Source organism: Bradyrhizobium sp. 132 (assembly GCF_023074185.1).
Classification (GTDB): Bacteria; Pseudomonadota; Alphaproteobacteria; order Rhizobiales; family Xanthobacteraceae; genus Bradyrhizobium.
This window is the reverse complement of record NZ_JADPKY010000095.1, coordinates 13080-31814: the sequence shown is the minus strand read 5'-3', so window position 1 is coordinate 31814 and position 18735 is coordinate 13080. Positions and strand designations below refer to the sequence as shown.

Below are 18735 nucleotides of genomic sequence, written 5' to 3'. Positions count from 1 at the left end.
GGGCGGACTAGATTGCGCAGCATCGATTGCATGATCAGAGTTGCTCGATGTCCCAGGCCGGCCCGATCCTGTTTGTGTCCAACGTCGAGCGGCCGGCCTTCATTGCAACGCTGGACGAGGCGCGATTCTTCCCCGTGGTCGACACCGGCTGGGCCGGCGCGGTGCGCGCGGTCGAAGAGCTGCAGCCGGCGGTGGTTCTCGCCGCGATGCATGCCGGGCACGAGCCGCATCTGGCGCCGCTCGCCAGGGAGATCGCGGAGCAATCGCCTTACCTTCCCTTCGTGGCCCTGGACGCGGCGGGCGCGCTCCCGCACAACGCCCTGCCCTTCTCATCGCGCGGCGGCCATTCCGACCGCCTGATCGCGCGGCTTCGCGCCGCGCTGCGCATTCGCACACTTCATGCCACGGTGTTGCGCCGGCTGCCGGAAGTGAAAGTCGCGCTGCCGGAGGCCGACCCCGCACGTGATGCCACGGTGCTCCTGATCGGCCGCGGCGCGGCTTACCCTGCGCTCTCTGTCGCGCTCGGCGAGCGCGTCGGGGTCGTCGGCGCGCTCTCGATCGAGGCCGCGGCCAAACATCTCAACACCCGCGACCTCGACGGCGTCGTGCTGGCCGAGGGTTTTACGGCCCGCGTGACGGATGCCTTCCTCACGGTGCTCGCCGAGGATACCCGGTTCCGCAGCCTGCCCGTGATCCTGACTGCGCACCAGCTGACGCAGACTTACGATCTGCCCAATCTCGAGCTGATCCCGGGCGACCCAGCGAAAGTCGCCGCCAACGCGCTGCCCTTGATCCGCCAGCACGCGATGGAAGCGCAACTGAGCCGCACGCTGCGCTCGATCGATGCCGGCGGCTGGCTCGACCCGCGCAGCGGCCTGCTCACGGTGGAAGCTTTTGCCCGCGATTTCGCCAAGGCGGTCGAGCAGACGCTGGCCCGCGGCGGCGGCCTCTCGGTCGCGCGCTTCGCCTTCGACCCCGGCAATTCCCGCGCCCAGCTCGATGCCGCCCGCATTCTCAGCCGCCTGATGCGGCAGATGGATTTTGGCGCGGCACAGAAGGACGGCTCGGTCATCGTCGCGTTCGCCGAAACCGACTTCCGCACCGCCCACATGATCGCCCGCCGCCTCTCCGCGGTGATGCGGCACACGTCGAACGGCAAGCACGAGATGCGCAGCGATCCCGTGGTCTCGGTGGACTCGCTGTCGCCGTCGGATACGGCAAGGTCGCTGCTCGGGCGGCTGTCCGCCGACGCGTCCCGCGCGGCGTCGTAGCACATGAGCAGCGTGTTCGCTGATCTCATGCCCTTTTTGAAGTTCGCCGTAGAGCTCGGGCTGTTCAGGCCATCATGAGCTTGATCTGACCGTCTTCAAAGCTTCCCATCGCGAGAGCGTCGCGAGCCATCTTGTCGATGGCTGGCCAATTCGCGAGAAGATATCTCTGTGCCTGCAATTTCGTCGGGAAGGTGGTTTGCAAAATGCAGCTCTGTCGAGCGTTCCCATTCGCGATCTGAAAGGATACGGCTTGGGGGCCTTCAATGGTCTCTTGTTCGGTGGGTTCGGGAAGCTTGCGCATACTGCTCCTGCGTAGAATTTTTCGAATGAATTCGCTTGATATCTGCGGGTTCAGCGAACCGGCGGAATGACCACATCTAGTCGACGCAGGCGGTCCCAGTGGCGATCGTCTTGGCCTTCGCCAGGCGCTTCGGCCTATGCTCGAGGCGGGGCTGCGTGTTGCGGACGGCCTCGGTCAGCATCTGGCGGAGCTCAGCCTTCGTCATGGGAGCTTGCCGCGCGCTCGACTTCTGCCAGTTTGCCATGCCCCTTATATGGGGATGCTCGCGCTAAACGCCACTATTCGCCCCGGAGTATGATCGGGCCCCTCTGCATACGGGGTCATAAAAAACCCGCGGCCGGTGAACCGGTCGCGGGTCGTAAGAACCAGAGGCTCTGCCAGTACATCCGTGGTCAAAGCGACATAGCACTAATCGCGCAGCTTACACAGCGCGCAGATCCTCAGCAGCAGACTTGCCGGTCCGGCGGTCTGCAACGACTTCAAAAGAAACCTTCTGCCCCTCGTTGAGGGTGTTCATGCCGGCGCGTTCAACGGCGCTGATGTGAACGAAGACATCCTGGCTGCCCTCGTCCGGCTGAATAAATCCGAAGCCCTTTTGGCTGTTAAACCACTTCACAGTTCCCGTCGTCATGGGGGTCGTCCTTTAAGATAGATAAGCGTTTGGCCGCGCTCAGAAGCGCGGTCTGTGTCGTCGAGATCTGGAGGGAGAGTCGTCAGTCAGGCGCGCTTTTCAGCGGCGAGGCCAAGTCGTTCGGCCGAAACTCGATAAAATGAACGTAACTACGGTTCGGTCATTCCGCAAGTGGGCACACGTCGCTATTTTTGATCAGGGTGCGGAGCATCGTTTCGCGCTACGCCGCCTCCGGAAACGCCACAGGCCCTACGCCGCCTTCTTGCTGTGCGCGAGCTGCGCCAGCTGCCGCATGATCTCCGTGGTGCCGGCGAGACGCTCCTCCGGCGTTTCCCAATCCTGCAGGAACACCACCTTCATGTCGGGCCGCACCTTCGCGGCCTGGCCGTGGCTGCGGATGAACGTCACCAGGCGATCGGGATGGGCAAAGGAATTGTCGCGGAAGGCGATGACGGCGCCCTTCGGGCCGGCATCGATCTTCCCGACATTGGCCTGGCGGCAGAATGCCTTGATCGCGGCGACCTTGAACAGATAGCGCACCTCGTCCGGCAGCACGCCGAAACGATCGCGCATCTCGGCGCCAAAGTTCTCGATCTCCTCCTCGCTGTCGAGATCGGCGAGGCGCCGGTAGAGCGACAACCGCACCGAGAGATCGCCGACATAATCCTCCGGAATGAGCACGGGCATGCCGATCGTGATCGAGGGCGACCAGCGGTCGGCCGCGGGCTCGGAGACGCCGGCCTTGAGATTGACGATCGCCTCCTCGAGCATCGACTGGTAGAGTTCGAAGCCGACTTCCTTGATGTGGCCGGACTGCTGCTCGCCCAGGATATTGCCGGCGCCGCGGATATCAAGGTCGTGCGAGGCGAGCTGGAAGCCCGCGCCTAGCGTCTCCAGCGATTGCAGCACGGTGAGGCGACGCTCGGCCTGCGCGGTGATCTTCTGCTGCGCCGGCAGCGTGAACAGCGCATACGCCCGCAGCTTGGAGCGGCCGACCCGGCCGCGGAGCTGATAGAGCTGGGCCAGGCCGAACATGTCGGCGCGATGCACGATCAGCGTGTTGGCATTGGGGATGTCGAGGCCGGATTCCACGATCGTGGTCGACAGCAGGATGTCGAACTTGCCGTCGTAGAACGCGGTCATGATGTCCTCGATCACGGCGGGCGGCATCTGCCCGTGCGCGACCGCGACCTTCATCTCCGGCACGTTCTTGTCGAGGAAATCCTTGACCTCGGCGAGGTCGTCGATGCGCGGCACCACGTAGAACGCCTGGCCTCCGCGATAGCGTTCGCGCAGCAGCGCCTCGCGGATCATCAAGGGATCGTGCGGGGCGACGAAGGTGCGCACCGCGAGACGGTCGACCGGGGGCGAGGCGATGATCGAGAGCTCGCGCACGCCAGTCAGCGCCAATTGGAGCGTACGCGGGATCGGCGTCGCCGAGAGCGTCAGCACGTGCACCTCGGAGCGGAGTGCTTTCAGCCGTTCCTTGTGGGTGACGCCGAAGTGCTGTTCCTCGTCGACGATCAGCAGGCCGAGGTCGCGGAACTTGATCGATTTGCTGAGCAGCGCATGGGTGCCGACGACGATGTCGACCGAGCCGTCGGTGAGACCGTTCTTGACCAGATTGAGCTGCTTGGTCGGTACCAGCCGCGAGGCCTGCGCGACCTGCACCGGAAAACCCTTGAAACGCTCGATGAACGTCTTGTGGTGCTGGCGAGCCAGCAGCGTGGTCGGCACCACGACCGCGACCTGCTTGCCCTCGAGCGCCACCGCGAAGGCGGCGCGCAGCGCCACCTCGGTCTTGCCGAAGCCGACGTCGCCGCAGATCAGCCGGTCCATGGGACGGCCGAGCTCGAGGTCCTTCAGCGTGGACTCGATCGCGCCAAGCTGGTCCTCGGTCTCGTCATAGGGGAAGCGCGCGCAGAATTCGTCATAGAGGCCTGGCTGCACCGGCAGCTTTGGCGCCTCGTGCAGATGCCGCTCCGCGGCGATCTTGATCAGCTCGCCCGCGATCTCGCGGATGCGGTTCTTCAGTTTTGCTTTTCGGGTCTGCCAGCCGGAGCCGCCCAGGCGATCGAGCTCGACCGTGGTCTGGTCGGAGCCGTAGCGCGACAACAGCTCGATGTTCTCGACCGGCAGGAACAGCTTTGTCTCGGCGGCATAATGCAGCTCGAGGCAGTCATGCGGCGCGCCGGCGACGTCGAGCGTCTGCAGGCCGATGAAGCGGCCGATGCCGTGATCGACGTGGACGACGATGTCGCCGGCGGCAAGGCTCGTCACCTCCGAGATGAAATTGTCGAGCTTGCGGCTCGCCTTGCGCGGCCGGACCAGGCGGTCGCCTAAAATGTCCTGCTCGCTGATCAGCGCGATCTCGTCGGTCTCGAAACCGCTTTCGAGGCCGAGCACAGCGAGCATGGTCTCGTTGCGCGGGGTCGCCTGCACCGTGCGCCAGCTGTTGACGCTGGTGGTGTGGGTCAGCTTGTGGTCGCGCAGCATCGAAATCATGCGGTCGCGCGAGCCTTCGCTCCACAGCGCGATCACGACCTTCTTGCGCTGGGCGTGCAGCGCCATCACGTGACTGACGACGGATTCGAACACATTGACGGTGGTGTCGTTGCGTTCGGGCGCGAAGTCGCGGCCCTTACGCGCACCGGCATCGACGACACTCGTACCATCGGCCGGAACCGAGAACTGCGTCAGCCGCACCAGCGGCATATCGCCTTCGCGCCTGGTCCATTCCTCGTCGGTCAAATAGAGCCTGTCAGGCGGCAGCGGCTTGTAGATGGCGCCGCCGCCCGGATGCTCCATCGCATCGCGGCGGGCCTGGTAATAGTCGAGGATCTGCTTGAAGCGCTCGCGGACGGCGTCCTCGGCCTGCGGCTCGATCGCGACGGCCGCGCCTTGCAGATAGTCGAACAGCGTGTCCATCCGGTCCTGGAACAGCGGCAGCCAGTGCTCCATGCCGGGATGGCGGCGGCCCTCGCTGACGGCCTCGTACAGCGCATCGTCGCGCTCGGGCGCGCCGAATTCGGCGACATAGCCCATGCGGAAGCGGCGGATGGTGTCGGTGACCAACTGGAATTCGGAGATCGGAACGAGGTCGAGCGCGCGCATGTCCAGCAGCGTGCGCTGGGTCTCGGCGTCGAAGGTGCGGATCGATTCCAGGCTGTCGCCGAAGAAGTCGAAACGCACGGGCTGGTCGAGACCGGCCGGAAACAGGTCCAAAATGCCGCCGCGCACGGCGTATTCGCCGGGTTCGCGCACGGTCGAGGAGCGGTTGTAGCCGTTGTGCTCGAGCCAGGCGATGATGGTGTTCATCGGCACGACGTTGCCGGGCGCGACGGACAGCGCCTGCGCCGCGACGAGATCGCGCGAGGGCACGCGCTGCACGGCGGCATTCACCGTAGTCAGCACAATCAGCGGCTTGTCGCTGCCGGTCAGGGACGCCAGCCGTGCCAGCGTGGTCAGGCGCTGGGCGAGGACGCCACCATGCGGCGAGACGCGGTCATAGGGCTGGCAGTCCCAGGCCGGGAAGGTCAGCACCGGCAGGTCGGGCGCGAAGAATTGGAGCGCGCGTTCGAGCTGCTGCATCCGCGGCCCGTCGCGGCAGATCACCGCGAGACTGACGGCCGGCTTCTTCGGCCGTGCCGCGATGGCGCGCGCGAGATCGGAGACGACGAGACCCTCGGCGCCCTCGGCGACATTGGCAAGCGTCAGCGCGCGGCCGGGCGTGAGCAGCTCGGCCGGAGATTTCATCCCCTGCTTCATACGTCGCTGTCCGCGATCGGGTAGGCCTTGATGCGGGCAAACAGCGCGCCGGTGACATCAGCCGGCAGCACCTTGTCGCCGATAATGGCGGCATAGAGATCGGGATCGTTGACCTCGAGCAGGATCTCGAGCTGCGTCAGTTCGTCATCGGACAGATTGCCGATCTCGGCATCCGCGAAGCGGCCGAGAATAAGGTCCATCTCGCGCGTGCCGCGGTGCCAGCAGCGGAACAGAAGCCGCTTGCGGCGGTCGTCCAGGCCGTTGCTCGATCGTGTCGTGCCCGTCATGTCTTTATTCCAGTCAAACGCCGAAAGCCCGGACGTGCCGGGCGGGGGTGGTATAACCACTCGGACCGTCCATGTCAGCCCTCGATTTATCATGGCCCGCTGCCCGCGCAGGGATGCGAAAAAAGACGTGGATGCCTTACATAAAGCCGGGCATGACGGGTCGAAACGATCCTAGATTCGCCTGATGCGCCCCAGCCTGCTCAATCCGCTGTTTGCCCCCGTGACCAGCCTGCCCGGCGTCGGTCCGAAGCAGGACAAGCTGCTGCAGTACCTGCTCAGCCGCAACGAGACGCCGCGGCTGGTCGATCTGTTGCTGCATTTGCCGAGCCAGGTCATCGACCGCCGCGCGCGGCCGAAGGTTCGCGACGCCGTTCAGGGAACCATGGTGACGCTGGAGGTCACCGTCGACCGCCACCGCCCGCCCCCGCCCCGCAATGCGCGCGCGCCCTACCTCGTCTACGCCAGCGACGACACGGGCGACGTCGTGCTGACCTTCTTCCGAGCCAAGCCAGGCTATGTCGAAAAGCTGCTGCCGGTGGGCGAGAAGCGCTACGTCTCGGGCACGCTGCAGATGTATGACGGCATCCCGCAGATCGTGCATCCCGACCGGGTGCTGGACGAGGAGGCGGTTTCAAAACTCACGGGCATCGATCCGGTCTATCCGCTGACGGAAGGGCTGGCGCTCGGCTCGCTGCGCCGCGCGGTCGCGCAGGCCCTGCAGAAGCTGCCGGCGCTGCCGGAATGGATCAGCCCCGAGGTGCTGCGCCGCTGCAGCTTCCCGCCGATCGCTGAGGCGCTCACCCGCGTGCACCAGCCGGTCGAACTCACCGACATTCTGCCCGACCAGCCGTTCTGGTCGCGCCTCGCCTTCGACGAACTCCTGGCCGGGCAACTCGCGCTCGCCCTGATTCGCGCGCAATTGCGCCGCCCGGCCGGCGTCCGCAATGCCGGCGACGGGCACCTCCGCAACAAGATCATCGATGCCCTGCCCTATGCGCTGACAATCTCCCAGCGCGATGCCGCGGCGGCCATCGCCGAGGATCTGCAACAACCGGTGCGCATGCTGCGCCTGCTGCAGGGCGACGTCGGCTCGGGCAAGACCGTGGTCGCGCTGCTGGCCGCCGCCGCCGTCACGGAGGTCGGCAAGCAAGCGGCGCTAATGGCGCCGACCGAAATTTTGGCGCGCCAGCACATCAAGACCATCGCCCCGCTCGCCGAGCGCGCGGGAATGCGGGTCGCGATCCTCACCGGCCGCGAAAAGGGCAAGGAGCGGCGGGAGCTGCTGGCACAACTCGAAGCCGGCGAGATCGACCTGCTGGTCGGCACCCACGCGTTGATCCAGGACGATGTGATCTTCAACGACCTCGCGCTTGCCATCGTCGACGAGCAGCATCGTTTTGGCGTGCGCGAGCGGCTGGCGCTGACGTCAAAGGGCGCAGCCGTCGACGTGCTGGTGCTGAGCGCCACGCCGATCCCGCGCACGCTGGTGCTGACCTATTTCGGCGACATGGACATCAGCGAATTGCGCGAAAAGCCGGCCGGCCGCCAGCCGATCGAAACCCGCACCATATCGATGAGCCGTATCGAGGAGGTCACCGATAGCATCGGCCGCGCGCTTCTATCAGGCAAACTGGTCTACTGGATCTGCCCACTGGTCGAGGAGTCCGAGGCCGAGGGCACTGAGCACCTGACCAATGCGACCAAGCGTTTCGAAAGCCTGCAAAAGCGGTTTGGCGACCGCGTCGGCCTCGTCCACGGCCAGATGAAGGGTACCGAGAAGGACCGCGTGATGGGCCAATTCGCCGCCCACGAGATCGGCCTGCTGGTCGCGACCACCGTCGTCGAGGTTGGCGTCGACGTGCCGGCGGCGACGATCATGGTCATCGAAAACGCCGAACGCTTTGGCCTCGCCCAGCTCCATCAATTGCGCGGCCGTATCGGCCGCGGCTCGGAGGCCTCGACCTGTCTCCTGCTCTACTCCGAGCCGCTTGGCGAGATGTCGAAGGCGCGGCTGAAAGTGATCCGCGAGACCACTGACGGTTTTCGGATCGCCGAGGAGGATTTGAAGCTGCGCGGCGAAGGCGACGTGCTTGGCGTGCGCCAGAGCGGCCTGCCTGGCTACCGCATCGCCCGCCCGGAGGTGCACGGCCAGCTCATCACGCAGGCCCGCGACGAGGCGTTGCGCATCCTGAAGGACGATCCCAAGCTGAAGGGCGAGCGCGGCGAGGAACTGCGATGCCTGCTGTATCTCTACGAGCGGGACGAGGCGATTCCGTTGATCGGAGCGGGTTAGCTGGCCGCTCTCTGCCGCCCAACCTCATAGGCCGCCACATGCGCGCGCGCTAAATTCAATAGCGGCGTATCGATACCCCGCGCACGGGCCCGGTTGGCCATATCGCCAAGGATATGTTCCGCCTCCGTCGCGGAGCCGCGCTCGATGTCCCGCAGCATCGACGCCTTGAGCGGAGAGTTCGCCGTTGTGAAGAGATTCCGATCGAACTCGATGAACGGCGCTCGTGGCTCAAAACCTGAGGCCGTCGCCACGGCACAGCATTCCGCGAACAGGCGGAAAATGGACTCCTCGCCCTTCGGCACGGTCAGAATGTCTCCGATGCTTGCCCGCATCAGGCAGGTGATACCGGCGAGCGTGCTCAGCTGGACGAATTTCTCCCACATGTCCTGTATGATCGATTCGCTGGCGCGCACGTCGATACCAGGGATATCGAGTAGTGACTGCAGCGCGAGCACGCGCTCACTGAACGATCCCTCGATCTCACCGAATACGATGGTCTGATTGGCCATGAACTGAACGACACGACCATCCGCATCGAGCCCGGCACTGACGTTCGCGAGCCCGCCGAGGACGTGCGCGGCGCCGAACCGCGCAGTCAGGGCGTCGATATGCTTCAACCCGTTGAGGATCGGCAAAATCATCGTGTTGGCGCCAACGGCCGGCGCAAACTCGCTCATCGCGTCATCGAGCGAATAGGATTTTACGCCGACGAGCACGACGTCAAAGGGGTCCTTGAGATCGTTTGCGAGGACCAGCTTCGGCTGTACGGCAAAGTCGCCGTGCGGGCTCACGATCCTCAATCCATCGCGCCGCAATTGCTCCGCCCGCCCGGACCGCACCAGGAAGGTCACGTCAGCGCCCGCTCGGACCAGGCAAGCTCCGTAATAGCCTCCGAGCGCTCCCGCGCCGATCACCAGCACTCTCATTCGAACTCCCGCGTGAAATCACATGTCGTGCTTCGCGCATTCAGCCATCGCCCACTTGGCAGGGCAAGCAGATTTCGCTTCAGCCCAGGCCCGCTTCAGTGCGGCGTTGACCTTCTCCCGAATGTGCCAGCAAAAACCTGCCGTGCTCGGCTTCGGTCGCCTCGTTGGCGGGGAACATGCACTCGAGCCGTAATTCCTCTGCAGTGACCGTCTGCGGCGTTCCGACCGTCGTGATCAAGGAGAAATAGTCCAGCGTCACACCGTCCTTGACGAAGGACAGCGGGATCATCGGCATCGCATCGGAGGCCGAGGGCGCACGCCATTCCGGCTTCACCCCGGGGTATCGCGACAGCTCCTCCAGCAGCGCCTTCGTCCTGATATCGACGACGTGCCCGACCGCCTCGCGATACACCCGTGCGAGCAATCCGCGGGCGGTCTGCGGCCAGTTCGCGATGAAGGGACGCATGCCGTCCGGATCGAACATGAGATGCAGCAGGTTCCGCGGCGCCGGTCTCGCCGACATGTCGATGAAGCAGTTGAACAGCTCAGGGGCGGCATCGTTGGTCATCACCACGTTCCAATACCGGTCCATGACGATGGCGGGAAACGGCTCGTGCTGACGCAGCATGCGTCGCAGAGCATGGTTGATGCTCGTCATCGCCGGCGTGTCGAGCGCTGGATCAGCATAGGACGGCGCGTAGCCGGCGGCCAGCAGCAGCTCGTTTCGCTCGCGCAGCGGAACGTCGAGGGCTTGGGCAAGATCGAGCAGCATCTGGCGGCTCGGAACGCTGCGGCCGCTCTCGACGAAGCTGATGTGCTTCTGCGAAACGCCGGCGTCGAAGGACAGGTCGAGCTGTGTCTTGCCGCGAATGTCCCGCCATTGACGCAGCAGCGCGCCCGCGGAACTGGCGCGTGTCTTCAGGGCGCTGGCCGTCGCTTTCATGGTTTGTCGGTCCTTCCCGTCGATCTGCGGTATCGTCAACACCCATGGGCGGCGGCACGTCGGTATACCCGAGGCGCCGCCGCCGCTAGCAGCAGGTTCGAGGCGATCAACCGAAAGCGACCGGCCCCACGGCGCCGACCCAGTGCCGTACCTTGGTATCGTCCGTCTCGTCCATGTAGAAGAAGTGCGTCATCGTGGGATGCACCGCCTTCATCGAGGGATCATCGGGTGTCATGTCGACGACACCGCGAAACACCTTCAGGGAGCCTGCATCCCAATATTCGGTGACGTGATGCAGCGCGGTGAAGCCGCTGTCGATGAAGGCCTTCAGATTGGCGCGGATCGCTTCCCGCCCCTTCCAATCGGCGACGCCGAGATTGCAGACGGCATCTTCCGCAAAACAGTCGAAACCTCGTCCGAAGGTCTTGTCGTCGATCTCCTTCCACATGTCGAGCAGCCATTCCGGCGGCTCCTTTCGCGTAAATACGACTTGCATCTCTCTCTCCTCATGCACCGACACACGCGCGACAGAAGGCTTGATAGGATGCTTCCTGTTGGGTGAATGATGTGGAGAGTAGTCAAGCTGCGAATTGGCTCAATTACATCCGAGGTAATAAAGCGGGTTCAGAAGCCGTCCTCTTTCCCAGAGCCCGACTTTATGGAACCCTGCGGCAATGCGCCGGATCATCGTCGTTGGCAGCCAGGGTAGCGGAAAGACGAGCCTCTCCCGGAATCTCGGGCAAAGGCTTGGGCTGTCCGTGATCCATCTCGACGTGCTCTACTGGCGGCCGGGCTGGAAGCCATCCGACAAAACGAGCTTTCGAACGCGCGTCACTGACGCGATCGCGGGCGATGCGTGGGTTGTCGACGGCAGCTTCTCGGGACTTGCCTTCGATCTCACGCTCGCGCGCGCCGATACACTGGTCGTCATCGACCGCCCGCGCTGGCTCTGCCAGTGGCGCATTCTCCTGCGCTCCGCCTTCGATCGCGACACAACACGGCCTGACCTCCCAGAGGAGTGCCCCGAACAATTCGACTGGAAACTGATGCGCGAGACTTGGCGCTACGACACCGAGCGCGCGCCTGTCATCGAGGCCGAACGTGCGCAGTATGGCGCTGACGTCCCGGTCGTGCGCTTGAGGCGCGATCGGGACATCCAAGATTTTCTGGATTCGGTGCACGGCAAATGATCGACGGCCGTAATGTGAGACCGGACGATCAGGCTTTCTTCTGCGCGATACGCGCGGCGAATGCCTTCATCAAGTCGGCATCCGCCGCCTCGCCTTTCGCGTCCTCGGCGAGATGCTCGAACCAGCGCGCAAAGCCCTCGTAAATCCGGCTGGCCGGATGATCGGGTCCGAGGAAACCGGAAATCTCCCGCATCTCCGCGACCCAGCGATAGGCCTTCGGGATCATATCCGGCAGCGCGACTTCGAGCCGGGCAAGGACCGCGGGTTGGCTCATTGCGAGCTCGTCACGCAGCGCATCGGCCGCGCCCGCTTTCGTTGCCGCGACCACCATCGCCGCGCCGATGCCGGCGAGTCCCTTGACGATGCCGGCATAGGACATTTTCAAAGCCGAGGCTGCGCCGACCGGGCCCTCGACGATCCGCACGTCGAGCCCAAGGTCTTTGAGAACAGCGACGTCGCCGGCATGCTCGCCGGACATGTAGAAGGCCGGGCTCTTGCCGCCGGGCTGCGGCGGGAATCCGATGATGCCGGCATCGACGAATGGCGCCTGTGCCGAGCCGATGATCTCCTCGATCCTCATCACGGTATCGACGTTGACGGCGTTGCAATCGACCACGACCGGTTTCTTCTCGCGCCGGACGATCAGTCCCGCCAGCAGCTCGGCGAGCGCCACAGCTTCGCCCGGCGGCACGATCGAAAGGATAATGTCGGCGTCGGCGATCTCATCGTCCTCGGCGCCGATCATGCCGGCATCCGCCGCGCGCTTGCGCGTCGCCTCGCTCCGCCCTTTCAACGACGTCAGCACGCGCGCACCGTGCTCGCCAAGGCGGCGGGCCACAGCGCTGCCCATGGCACCGGGCGCGAGGATCGCAATGGTCTTTGACGTCGTTTTGGACATCATGCACTCCAGATCGAATCCGAGCGACGCGCTCAGTTCAACCGGAGACTAGCAGAGGACGCGGACGCCCGCGTCACCGGCGGCCATCCCTGGGAGGAATGGCTCTACTCCACCTTCGCAGGCTGGGCCTGGAGCGCCGAGGCGTTGGCAATGCGCGCGGCGTTCGCCATGCCCGCGAGCGCGGCGGCCTTCTTCGGGTCGGGCGTAGAGCCCGGCTGCACCACGCCAGCCGACATAATCAGGGTCGCGGCATCCTCGGTGCTCATGTCGACCTCGACGATCTTGCTCTTGGGGACGTAGAAGAAGAAGCCGGTGGTTGGGTTCGGCGAGCACGGCAGGAACACCGAGACGTGCTCCTCCTGACCCGGCAGGCTGCGAGAGACGTCCTCGTTCGGCGATTGCGAGATCAGCACGATCGACCACATGCCCGGCGAGGGAAACTCGACCAGGCCGACTTTGCGGAAGCTCGAGCCCTTGCCCGAGAACAGCGTCTCGAATACCTGCTTCAGGCCGCGGTAGATGGCGCGCACCGCCGGGATCCGGCCAAGGAAGGTCTCGCCGACATCGACCAGGGTCCGGCCGATGAGATTGGCCGCGAGGAAGCCGACCAGAGTCAGCGTGAAGAATGCGACAATCAGTCCCCAGCCGGGGATGACATACGGCATGTAGGTTTCAGGCCGATAGGCCAGCGGCACGAACGGCCGCACCACGCCATCAACCCAGGTGACGAACCACCAAACCAGATAAAAGGTGATCGCAACCGGTCCCGTCACCACGAGGCCGGTGAGGAAATAATTGCGGAAACGGCCCATCAGGCCGGTATGCGGTTCCGGCGCGGGATCAAGCGGCGCAGGCGCGTCGTCGCGGGGGGTCATTCGGGTTCCAGGTCGGTCGCAGTACACAAGCTAGGGTCTTCTAGCAGGTTTTGGAAGACCACGAAGCGACCGACCGATATCCCCTGTGCCTATTATCCCTTGTGCCTATTCCACGGTTGCCTATTCCACGGTCACCGATTTCGCGAGGTTGCGCGGCTGGTCGACGTCCGTGCCCATGACGACAGCCGTGTGATAGGCGAGCAGTTGCACGGGAACGGCATAAACCATCGGCGTAAAGGCTGCCGCCATATCAGGCATCACAATGGTGACGAGGGACTCGACGGTCGCCTCTTCCGCGCCTTTGGCGTCGGTCATCAGGATGATGTTGCCGCCGCGGGCGGCGACCTCCTGCATGTTTGAAACCGTCTTCTCGAACACGCGGTCGTAAGGCGCGATGACGACGACCGGCATGGTCTCGTCGATCAGCGCGATCGGGCCGTGCTTGAGCTCGCCGGCGGCATAGCCCTCGGCGTGAATATAGGAAATCTCCTTCAGCTTCAGCGCGCCTTCGAGCGCGAGCGGGAAGCTGGTGCCGCGGCCGAGATAGAGCACGTCACGCGATTTGGCGATCTCGCGTGCGAGCTTCTCGATCTGGGGCTCGGTGGTGAGGGCATCCGTCATCAAACGCGGGATCTCGACGAGGCCATGGACCAGCTTGGTCTCGTCCTCGTCGGACAGCTCGCCGCGGGCCTTTCCAGCCGCGATCGCAAGATTTGCCAGCACCATGAGCTGGCAGGTGAAGGCCTTGGTCGAGGCCACACCGATCTCGGGCCCGGCGAGCGTTGGCAGCACGGTCTCGCTCTCGCGCGCGATGGTCGAGGTCGGCACGTTGACGACGGCAACCGTGTGCACGCCCTCGGCCTTGGCGTAGCGCAGCGCGGCCAACGTGTCGGCGGTCTCGCCCGATTGCGAGATGAAGATGGCGAGATCGCCCTTGCGCAAGGGCGCCTCGCGATAGCGGAATTCGGAGGCGACATCGACCTCGACCGGCACGCGCGAGAAGCGCTCGAACCAGTATTTTGCGACGAAGCCGGCGTAGCTCGCGGTGCCGCACGCCGTGATGTTGATGCGCTGGATGTCCTTGAAGTCGAACGGCAGCTTGACCGGCAACGACACGCGCTCGGTCGCCATGTCGACATAGCGCGCCAGCGTGTGGCCGACCACTTCAGGCTGCTCGTGGATCTCCTTGGCCATGAAGTGGCGGTAATTGGCCTTGTCGACCAGCGACGTCGAGGCCGCGTGCCTGATCTTGTCGCGCTGGACGGCATGGCCGTCCTTGTCGAAAATATCAGCGCTGTTGCGGGTCAGCACGACCCAGTCGCCATCCTCGAGATAGCTGATCGTATCGGTGAACGGGCCGAGCGCGATAGCGTCGGAGCCCAGATACATCTCGCCGTCGCCATAGCCGATGGCAAGCGGCGGGCCGTTGCGAGCGCCGATCATGAGGTCGTTGTCGCCGGCGAAGATGAAGCCGAGCGCGAAGGCGCCGCGCAGCCGCGCCAGTGCCAGCTTTACCGCCTCGACCGGCTTGTTGCCACGCGTGAGCAGATCGTCGACCAGATGCAGCACGATCTCGGTATCGGTCTCGGTGTGGAACACCGCGCCGTTCTTCTCGAGTTCCTGGCGCAGCTCGCGAAAATTCTCGATGATGCCGTTGTGGACGACAGCGACGCGCTCGGTCGCATGCGGATGGGCGTTGTTCACGGTCGGCTTGCCGTGGGTGGCCCAGCGGGTATGACCGATGCCGGTCGTGCCCTTCAGAGGCTCCGCTTCGAGCCGCTTCTCCAGATTCTTCAACTTGCCCTCGGCGCGGCGGCGCTCGAGGTGTTTGCCTTCGAGCGTGGCGACGCCCGCGGAATCGTAGCCGCGATATTCAAGACGTTTGAGCGAATCCACCAGTTGCTCTGCAACCGGTTCGCGCCCGAGAATGCCGACAATCCCGCACATGCGGCTCACTATCCCCCAAATCGTCGAAAAATCGCCTAAACGATACGCTCGGTTTTTAGCGAAGTTCCTAAGCAACCAGATACTCAATATTTATTGCTGATTGAGACAGCGCCTCGTCACGCCTGCTTCGACTGCGTCGAATTGGCCGGCGTTAAACCGCGTCCATTAACTTCTTGTCAACAAATTTGGCCAACGATTTCCCCTCCGGGAGATAAGGCCATGAAAGGCTCGTCCGACCGCAAAGGTCTGTCATCGACATTCGTGCACGCCAGCGAGACCACAGGCACGCACCTTGCGCATTGGCCACCGCCCCAGCGCGCCATGGAGCGAGGCAAGGAAAGTAAGCCTGTCCTCACCACGCAGGCCACCGGCGAACCGGCAAAGCGCGCCAGGCCGCGCGGCTGGCGCTTGAAGCGAGCGATGTTCTCGGATGTCGCCGACGACGACTAGCGGTGCGCCTTACCATCCCAGCACCACGGCAAACACTCGGCCCTCGGCCGCTCATTTTTCCGGCTTCTTGCTGCGCGTCTTGATCTCGCGGTAGCGCGCAGCGCCGCCTTCCCTAATAGTCTGCGGGCTGCGCTCCAGTGCCATGGCATCGTCCGGCACGTCGCGCGTGATCACCGAGCCCGAGCCGATATAGGCGCGATTGCCGATCGTCACCGGCGCGACCAGCGAGGAGTTGGTGCCGACGAAGGCACCCTGCCCGATCACCGTCTTGTGCTTCTTGAAGCCGTCGTAGTTGCAGGTGATGGTGCCGGCGCCGATGTTGGAATTGGCACCGATGGTGGCATCGCCAATATAGGAGAGATGGTTGACCTTGACGCCGGCCTCCAGGGTCGCGGCTTTGGTCTCCACGAAATTGCCGATGCGCGCGCCGTCGCCGAGCGAGGTGCCGGGGCGCAGCCGCGCATAGGGGCCGATCGAAACGTTCCTGCCGAGCGTGGTCTGCACGATATGCGAGAACGAGTGGATCACCGTGCCGTCGGCGATCGACACGCCGGGACCGATCACCACGAACGGCTCGATGGTGACGTCCTTGCCGAACACCGTGTCGGCCGCGAGAAAGACGGTCTCGGGCCCGATCAGCGTCACCCCGGCTTCCATCGCAGCCTTGCGCAGCCGTGCCTGCATCACGCTTTCGGCCTCGGCGAGCTGCGCCTTGGTGTTGATGCCGCGCACTTCGTCCTCGCTGGTTTCGATCACCACGGCATCCCATCCCTGTTCGCTGACAATGCCGACCGCGTCGGTCAGATAATATTCGCCCTTGGAATTCGCATTGCCGATCTTGTCGAGGATCGCCAGCGCGCGGCGTCCGTCGATCGCCATCACGCCGGCGTTGCACAGATCGATCTTGCGCTCCTCTGCGCCGGCATCGGCCTGCTCGCGGATCGCGACCAGGCGGTCGCCCTCGACGATGAGGCGGCCATAGCCGGTGGGATCGGCGGCGCGAAAGCCGAGCGCGGCGATCGCCGCGTCCTTGGCGAGCGGCGCGCGCAGCCGCGCGAAGGTCTCGGCCGAGATCAGCGGCGTGTCGCCGAACGCGATCAGCAGATCGTCGACACCCCGCACAATGGCATCACGCGCCGCCAGCACTGCATGCGCGGTGCCGAGCCGTTCGCCTTGCACGAAGGTGAGCGCGTCGGGGCGGATGCGCTTTGCTTCGTCCGCCACCGCCTGATGGTCGGGTCCGATCACGACCGCGAGCGAGGTGCCGGTTCCCTCGGGTGCGGCGGCGAGCACGTGGGCGAGCAGGCTCTGGTGCGCGACCGGATGCAGCACTTTCGGCAGGCTCGATCGCATGCGCGTGCCTTCGCCGGCGGCGAGCACGATCGTGAGGCTGGAACGGGCGGTCATCGAAAATCCTGTCAGATACGGCCGAATCAGTTGGCGGCGGCAGGTCGATGCCGTCATGAGCTATCGCCTTGCTACCCCCGCAATCGCCCGGAATTCAAGTGCGACAAGGTTTTCCTGTTAATGTTCCCTGATTGATTCGGGGAAGCCGGACAGGGCTGGGCGCTTAAACGTACATGGCAAAGGATTCCGACCCACTGGCGGATGCCTTCGGCACCAAGGAGACCGGCGGGCTGTTCTCCGGACTTGTGGCCGAGGAGAGTTCGTTCGATCGCAGCATGATGTGGCGGCTGGGCTCGTGGGGCGTGGCGGCCGTCAGCGCCGTGGTGATTGCCGTGTTCGCCAACCAGGCCCAGCTCGGCTGGCGGCGCGACCAGGTTGCGTCGGCCGATCTCGCGCACCAGGCCGACCGGCTCCAGATGCTGACCAAGGAGAGCCAGAACGAGGCCCGCCGCCTCGCCTCTGCCATCGAGACACTGAACACCGATCGCGACCGGCTCTATTCGCGCGTCACCGTGCTGGAGCAAGGGCTCGATTCTGTCACCGGCGCCATCGCCAGGCAGACGACCACGCCGCCGCAGGCGTCCGCTGCGAAGCCGCAGGACGCGCCAGCTTTGGTCGGGCCGCCGGCGCCCAGCGTCGCGCCGGTCGCATCGACACCAGCACCAGTCAGCGACAAGCCGCGCACCGAAGTTGCCAAGGACGCGCCGAAAGACAGCGCAAAGGAGCCGTCGGGCCCGCCGACGCAGAGCGCGGCCGCCGCCTCGCTCCTGTCGCACGCGCCGCTGACGACCTCGACACCGCCGATGCTTCCGCTGGTGCCGTCCAAGTCGATCATGGCGCCGCCCGATCCGGCCGCATCAAAACTGGTGCAGCCCGAGGGAACTGAGAAGGCTGCCGAGAAGAAGCCCGACCCGGCGCCCGCTCCGATCGAAGTCGCTGCTGTGGCAGCGAAGCCGCCGGAGGCCGCCGAGAGCGAGGCTCCTGCGATTGCGGTCCAGCAGACGCGCTTTGCGATTGATCTCGGTGGCGCGAACTCGGTCGACGGCCTGCGTGCACTCTGGCGCGGGCTGAGCAAATCCAATCCGGAGATCGCGGCGCTGCGGCCGATCATCATGATCAAGGAAGGCAACACCGGCCTCGGCATGCAGCTTCGCTTGGGAGCCGGCCCGCTGATCAACGCCGCCGCAGCAGCCAAGCTCTGCGCAGGCCTCGCCGAAAACGACCGCCACTGCGAGACCACCGTGTTCGACGGCCAGCGGCTGTCAATGCGCGGCGGGCAGGAAAAGGGACAAGAGAAGACTCAGGATCGAGTTCAAGAGAAGAACTCCGACAAGACCCAGGACTCGGTGCCGCAAGCCGACACCGCCTCGGCGCCCGCGCCCGCCGCCAAACCGGACAAGCGCCGCCACAGCTATTCCTCAAAACGCTCCTCGAAGCGAGAGGAGCCCGCGCCTGCTCCTGCGGCTCCGCAGCCAGCCGCACAGGCGAAGCCGGAGACGGCGCCGGCGTCAGCGGGATCGATGTTGTCGTCGTTCTTCAGGCGATAAG

17 protein-coding genes are annotated in these 18735 nt (G+C 64.8%); 5 read left to right on the top strand and 12 right to left on the bottom strand.

The window, feature by feature from the left end; genetic code table 11:
* Positions 1 to 47 precede the first annotated feature (47 nt).
* On the top strand, positions 48 to 1271 hold the full coding sequence (locus tag IVA74_RS18285; protein ID WP_247346853.1) for a GGDEF domain-containing protein: 1224 nt from the start codon (positions 48 to 50) through the stop codon (positions 1269 to 1271).
* Positions 1272 to 1335: 64 nt separating this feature from the next.
* On the opposite strand, the gene IVA74_RS18280 is transcribed toward IVA74_RS18285, so the two are convergent.
* From IVA74_RS18280 to IVA74_RS18265, 5 genes are all read right to left on the bottom strand, one after another.
* A complete protein-coding gene (locus tag IVA74_RS18280) occupies positions 1336 to 1572 on the bottom strand; it encodes a hypothetical protein (RefSeq protein WP_247346852.1) in 237 nt (78 codons plus the stop codon).
* Between the two features lie 76 nt (positions 1573 to 1648).
* Positions 1649 to 1777: a hypothetical protein gene (locus tag IVA74_RS40980; RefSeq protein ID WP_256467602.1), complete on the bottom strand. Its 129-nt coding sequence runs from the start codon at positions 1775 to 1777 to the stop codon at positions 1649 to 1651.
* 216 nt (positions 1778 to 1993) lie between these two features.
* The gene (locus IVA74_RS18275) at positions 1994 to 2203 is read right to left on the bottom strand and encodes a cold-shock protein (protein WP_247346851.1); all 210 of its coding nucleotides are present in this window, start codon (positions 2201 to 2203) and stop codon (positions 1994 to 1996) included.
* 249 nt (positions 2204 to 2452) lie between these two features.
* Positions 2453 to 5971: a transcription-repair coupling factor gene (mfd, locus tag IVA74_RS18270; protein WP_247346850.1), complete on the bottom strand. Its 3519-nt coding sequence runs from the start codon at positions 5969 to 5971 to the stop codon at positions 2453 to 2455.
* A complete protein-coding gene (locus tag IVA74_RS18265) occupies positions 5968 to 6258 on the bottom strand; it encodes a succinate dehydrogenase assembly factor 2 (RefSeq protein WP_247346849.1) in 291 nt (96 codons plus the stop codon). The genes mfd and IVA74_RS18265 overlap by 4 nt, the downstream gene beginning before the upstream one ends.
* 184 nt (positions 6259 to 6442) lie before the next feature.
* On the opposite strand from IVA74_RS18265, the gene recG reads away from it, so the two are divergent.
* Positions 6443 to 8551 (top strand): ATP-dependent DNA helicase RecG, encoded by a 2109-nt coding sequence (gene recG / locus IVA74_RS18260; RefSeq protein WP_247346848.1) that lies wholly within the window; start codon positions 6443 to 6445, stop codon positions 8549 to 8551.
* On the opposite strand, the gene panE is transcribed toward recG, so the two are convergent.
* The 3 genes from panE to IVA74_RS18245 form a co-directional block, all read right to left on the bottom strand.
* A complete protein-coding gene (gene panE / locus IVA74_RS18255; protein ID WP_247346847.1) occupies positions 8548 to 9477 on the bottom strand; it encodes a 2-dehydropantoate 2-reductase in 930 nt (309 codons plus the stop codon). The two genes, recG and panE, sit on opposite strands and share 4 nt — an antisense overlap.
* A gap of 79 nt (positions 9478 to 9556) precedes the next feature.
* A complete protein-coding gene (locus IVA74_RS18250; protein WP_247346846.1) occupies positions 9557 to 10420 on the bottom strand; it encodes a helix-turn-helix transcriptional regulator in 864 nt (287 codons plus the stop codon).
* Between the two features lie 106 nt (positions 10421 to 10526).
* Positions 10527 to 10916: a nuclear transport factor 2 family protein gene (locus IVA74_RS18245; protein WP_247346845.1), complete on the bottom strand. Its 390-nt coding sequence runs from the start codon at positions 10914 to 10916 to the stop codon at positions 10527 to 10529.
* A 178-nt stretch (positions 10917 to 11094) separates the two neighbouring features.
* On the opposite strand from IVA74_RS18245, the gene IVA74_RS18240 reads away from it, so the two are divergent.
* Positions 11095 to 11610 carry an AAA family ATPase gene (locus IVA74_RS18240; protein ID WP_247346844.1) on the top strand — a complete coding sequence of 172 codons (516 nt, stop codon included), beginning with the start codon at positions 11095 to 11097 and terminating at the stop codon, positions 11608 to 11610.
* 28 nt (positions 11611 to 11638) lie between these two features.
* Here the strand turns inward: IVA74_RS18240 and IVA74_RS18235 are convergent, their stop codons facing one another.
* From IVA74_RS18235 to glmS, 3 genes are all read right to left on the bottom strand, one after another.
* Positions 11639 to 12508: an NAD(P)-dependent oxidoreductase gene (locus tag IVA74_RS18235; RefSeq protein WP_247346842.1), complete on the bottom strand. Its 870-nt coding sequence runs from the start codon at positions 12506 to 12508 to the stop codon at positions 11639 to 11641.
* Between the two features lie 104 nt (positions 12509 to 12612).
* Entirely contained in the window at positions 12613 to 13383 is a 771-nt protein-coding gene (locus IVA74_RS18230; protein WP_247346839.1) for a DUF502 domain-containing protein, read from the bottom strand.
* Between the two features lie 120 nt (positions 13384 to 13503).
* Positions 13504 to 15330 (bottom strand): glutamine--fructose-6-phosphate transaminase (isomerizing), encoded by a 1827-nt coding sequence (gene glmS, locus IVA74_RS18225; RefSeq protein WP_247346837.1) that lies wholly within the window; start codon positions 15328 to 15330, stop codon positions 13504 to 13506.
* Between the two features lie 219 nt (positions 15331 to 15549).
* Between glmS and IVA74_RS18220 the strand changes: the two genes are divergently transcribed.
* Positions 15550 to 15780, top strand: coding sequence for a hypothetical protein (locus IVA74_RS18220; protein ID WP_247346823.1), 231 nt, complete (start codon positions 15550 to 15552; stop codon positions 15778 to 15780).
* 51 nt (positions 15781 to 15831) lie between these two features.
* Here the strand turns inward: IVA74_RS18220 and glmU are convergent, their stop codons facing one another.
* On the bottom strand, positions 15832 to 17187 hold the full coding sequence (gene glmU, locus IVA74_RS18215; RefSeq protein WP_247346821.1) for a bifunctional UDP-N-acetylglucosamine diphosphorylase/glucosamine-1-phosphate N-acetyltransferase GlmU: 1356 nt from the start codon (positions 17185 to 17187) through the stop codon (positions 15832 to 15834).
* 173 nt (positions 17188 to 17360) lie between these two features.
* On the opposite strand from glmU, the gene IVA74_RS18210 reads away from it, so the two are divergent.
* Positions 17361 to 18734 carry a hypothetical protein gene (locus IVA74_RS18210; protein ID WP_247346819.1) on the top strand — a complete coding sequence of 458 codons (1374 nt, stop codon included), beginning with the start codon at positions 17361 to 17363 and terminating at the stop codon, positions 18732 to 18734.
* Position 18735 lies beyond the last annotated feature (1 nt).

What these genes read in the sequence shown, in the direction of transcription:
- IVA74_RS18285 (WP_247346853.1), top strand. Translation starts at nt 48, where the DNA reads ATGTCCCAGGCCGGCCCGATCCTGTTTGTGTCCAACGTCGAGCGGCCG.
- IVA74_RS18280 (WP_247346852.1), bottom strand. Translation starts at nt 1,572, where the DNA reads ATGCGCAAGCTTCCCGAACCCACCGAACAAGAGACCATTGAAGGCCCC.
- IVA74_RS40980 (WP_256467602.1), bottom strand. Translation starts at nt 1,777, where the DNA reads ATGACGAAGGCTGAGCTCCGCCAGATGCTGACCGAGGCCGTCCGCAAC.
- IVA74_RS18275 (WP_247346851.1), bottom strand. Translation starts at nt 2,203, where the DNA reads ATGACGACGGGAACTGTGAAGTGGTTTAACAGCCAAAAGGGCTTCGGA.
- mfd (WP_247346850.1), bottom strand. Translation starts at nt 5,971, where the DNA reads ATGAAGCAGGGGATGAAATCTCCGGCCGAGCTGCTCACGCCCGGCCGC.
- IVA74_RS18265 (WP_247346849.1), bottom strand. Translation starts at nt 6,258, where the DNA reads ATGACGGGCACGACACGATCGAGCAACGGCCTGGACGACCGCCGCAAG.
- recG (WP_247346848.1), top strand. Translation starts at nt 6,443, where the DNA reads ATGCGCCCCAGCCTGCTCAATCCGCTGTTTGCCCCCGTGACCAGCCTG.
- panE (WP_247346847.1), bottom strand. Translation starts at nt 9,477, where the DNA reads ATGAGAGTGCTGGTGATCGGCGCGGGAGCGCTCGGAGGCTATTACGGA.
- IVA74_RS18250 (WP_247346846.1), bottom strand. Translation starts at nt 10,420, where the DNA reads ATGAAAGCGACGGCCAGCGCCCTGAAGACACGCGCCAGTTCCGCGGGC.
- IVA74_RS18245 (WP_247346845.1), bottom strand. Translation starts at nt 10,916, where the DNA reads ATGCAAGTCGTATTTACGCGAAAGGAGCCGCCGGAATGGCTGCTCGAC.
- IVA74_RS18240 (WP_247346844.1), top strand. Translation starts at nt 11,095, where the DNA reads ATGCGCCGGATCATCGTCGTTGGCAGCCAGGGTAGCGGAAAGACGAGC.
- IVA74_RS18235 (WP_247346842.1), bottom strand. Translation starts at nt 12,508, where the DNA reads ATGTCCAAAACGACGTCAAAGACCATTGCGATCCTCGCGCCCGGTGCC.
- IVA74_RS18230 (WP_247346839.1), bottom strand. Translation starts at nt 13,383, where the DNA reads ATGACCCCCCGCGACGACGCGCCTGCGCCGCTTGATCCCGCGCCGGAA.
- glmS (WP_247346837.1), bottom strand. Translation starts at nt 15,330, where the DNA reads ATGTGCGGGATTGTCGGCATTCTCGGGCGCGAACCGGTTGCAGAGCAA.
- IVA74_RS18220 (WP_247346823.1), top strand. Translation starts at nt 15,550, where the DNA reads ATGAAAGGCTCGTCCGACCGCAAAGGTCTGTCATCGACATTCGTGCAC.
- glmU (WP_247346821.1), bottom strand. Translation starts at nt 17,187, where the DNA reads ATGACCGCCCGTTCCAGCCTCACGATCGTGCTCGCCGCCGGCGAAGGC.
- IVA74_RS18210 (WP_247346819.1), top strand. Translation starts at nt 17,361, where the DNA reads ATGGCAAAGGATTCCGACCCACTGGCGGATGCCTTCGGCACCAAGGAG.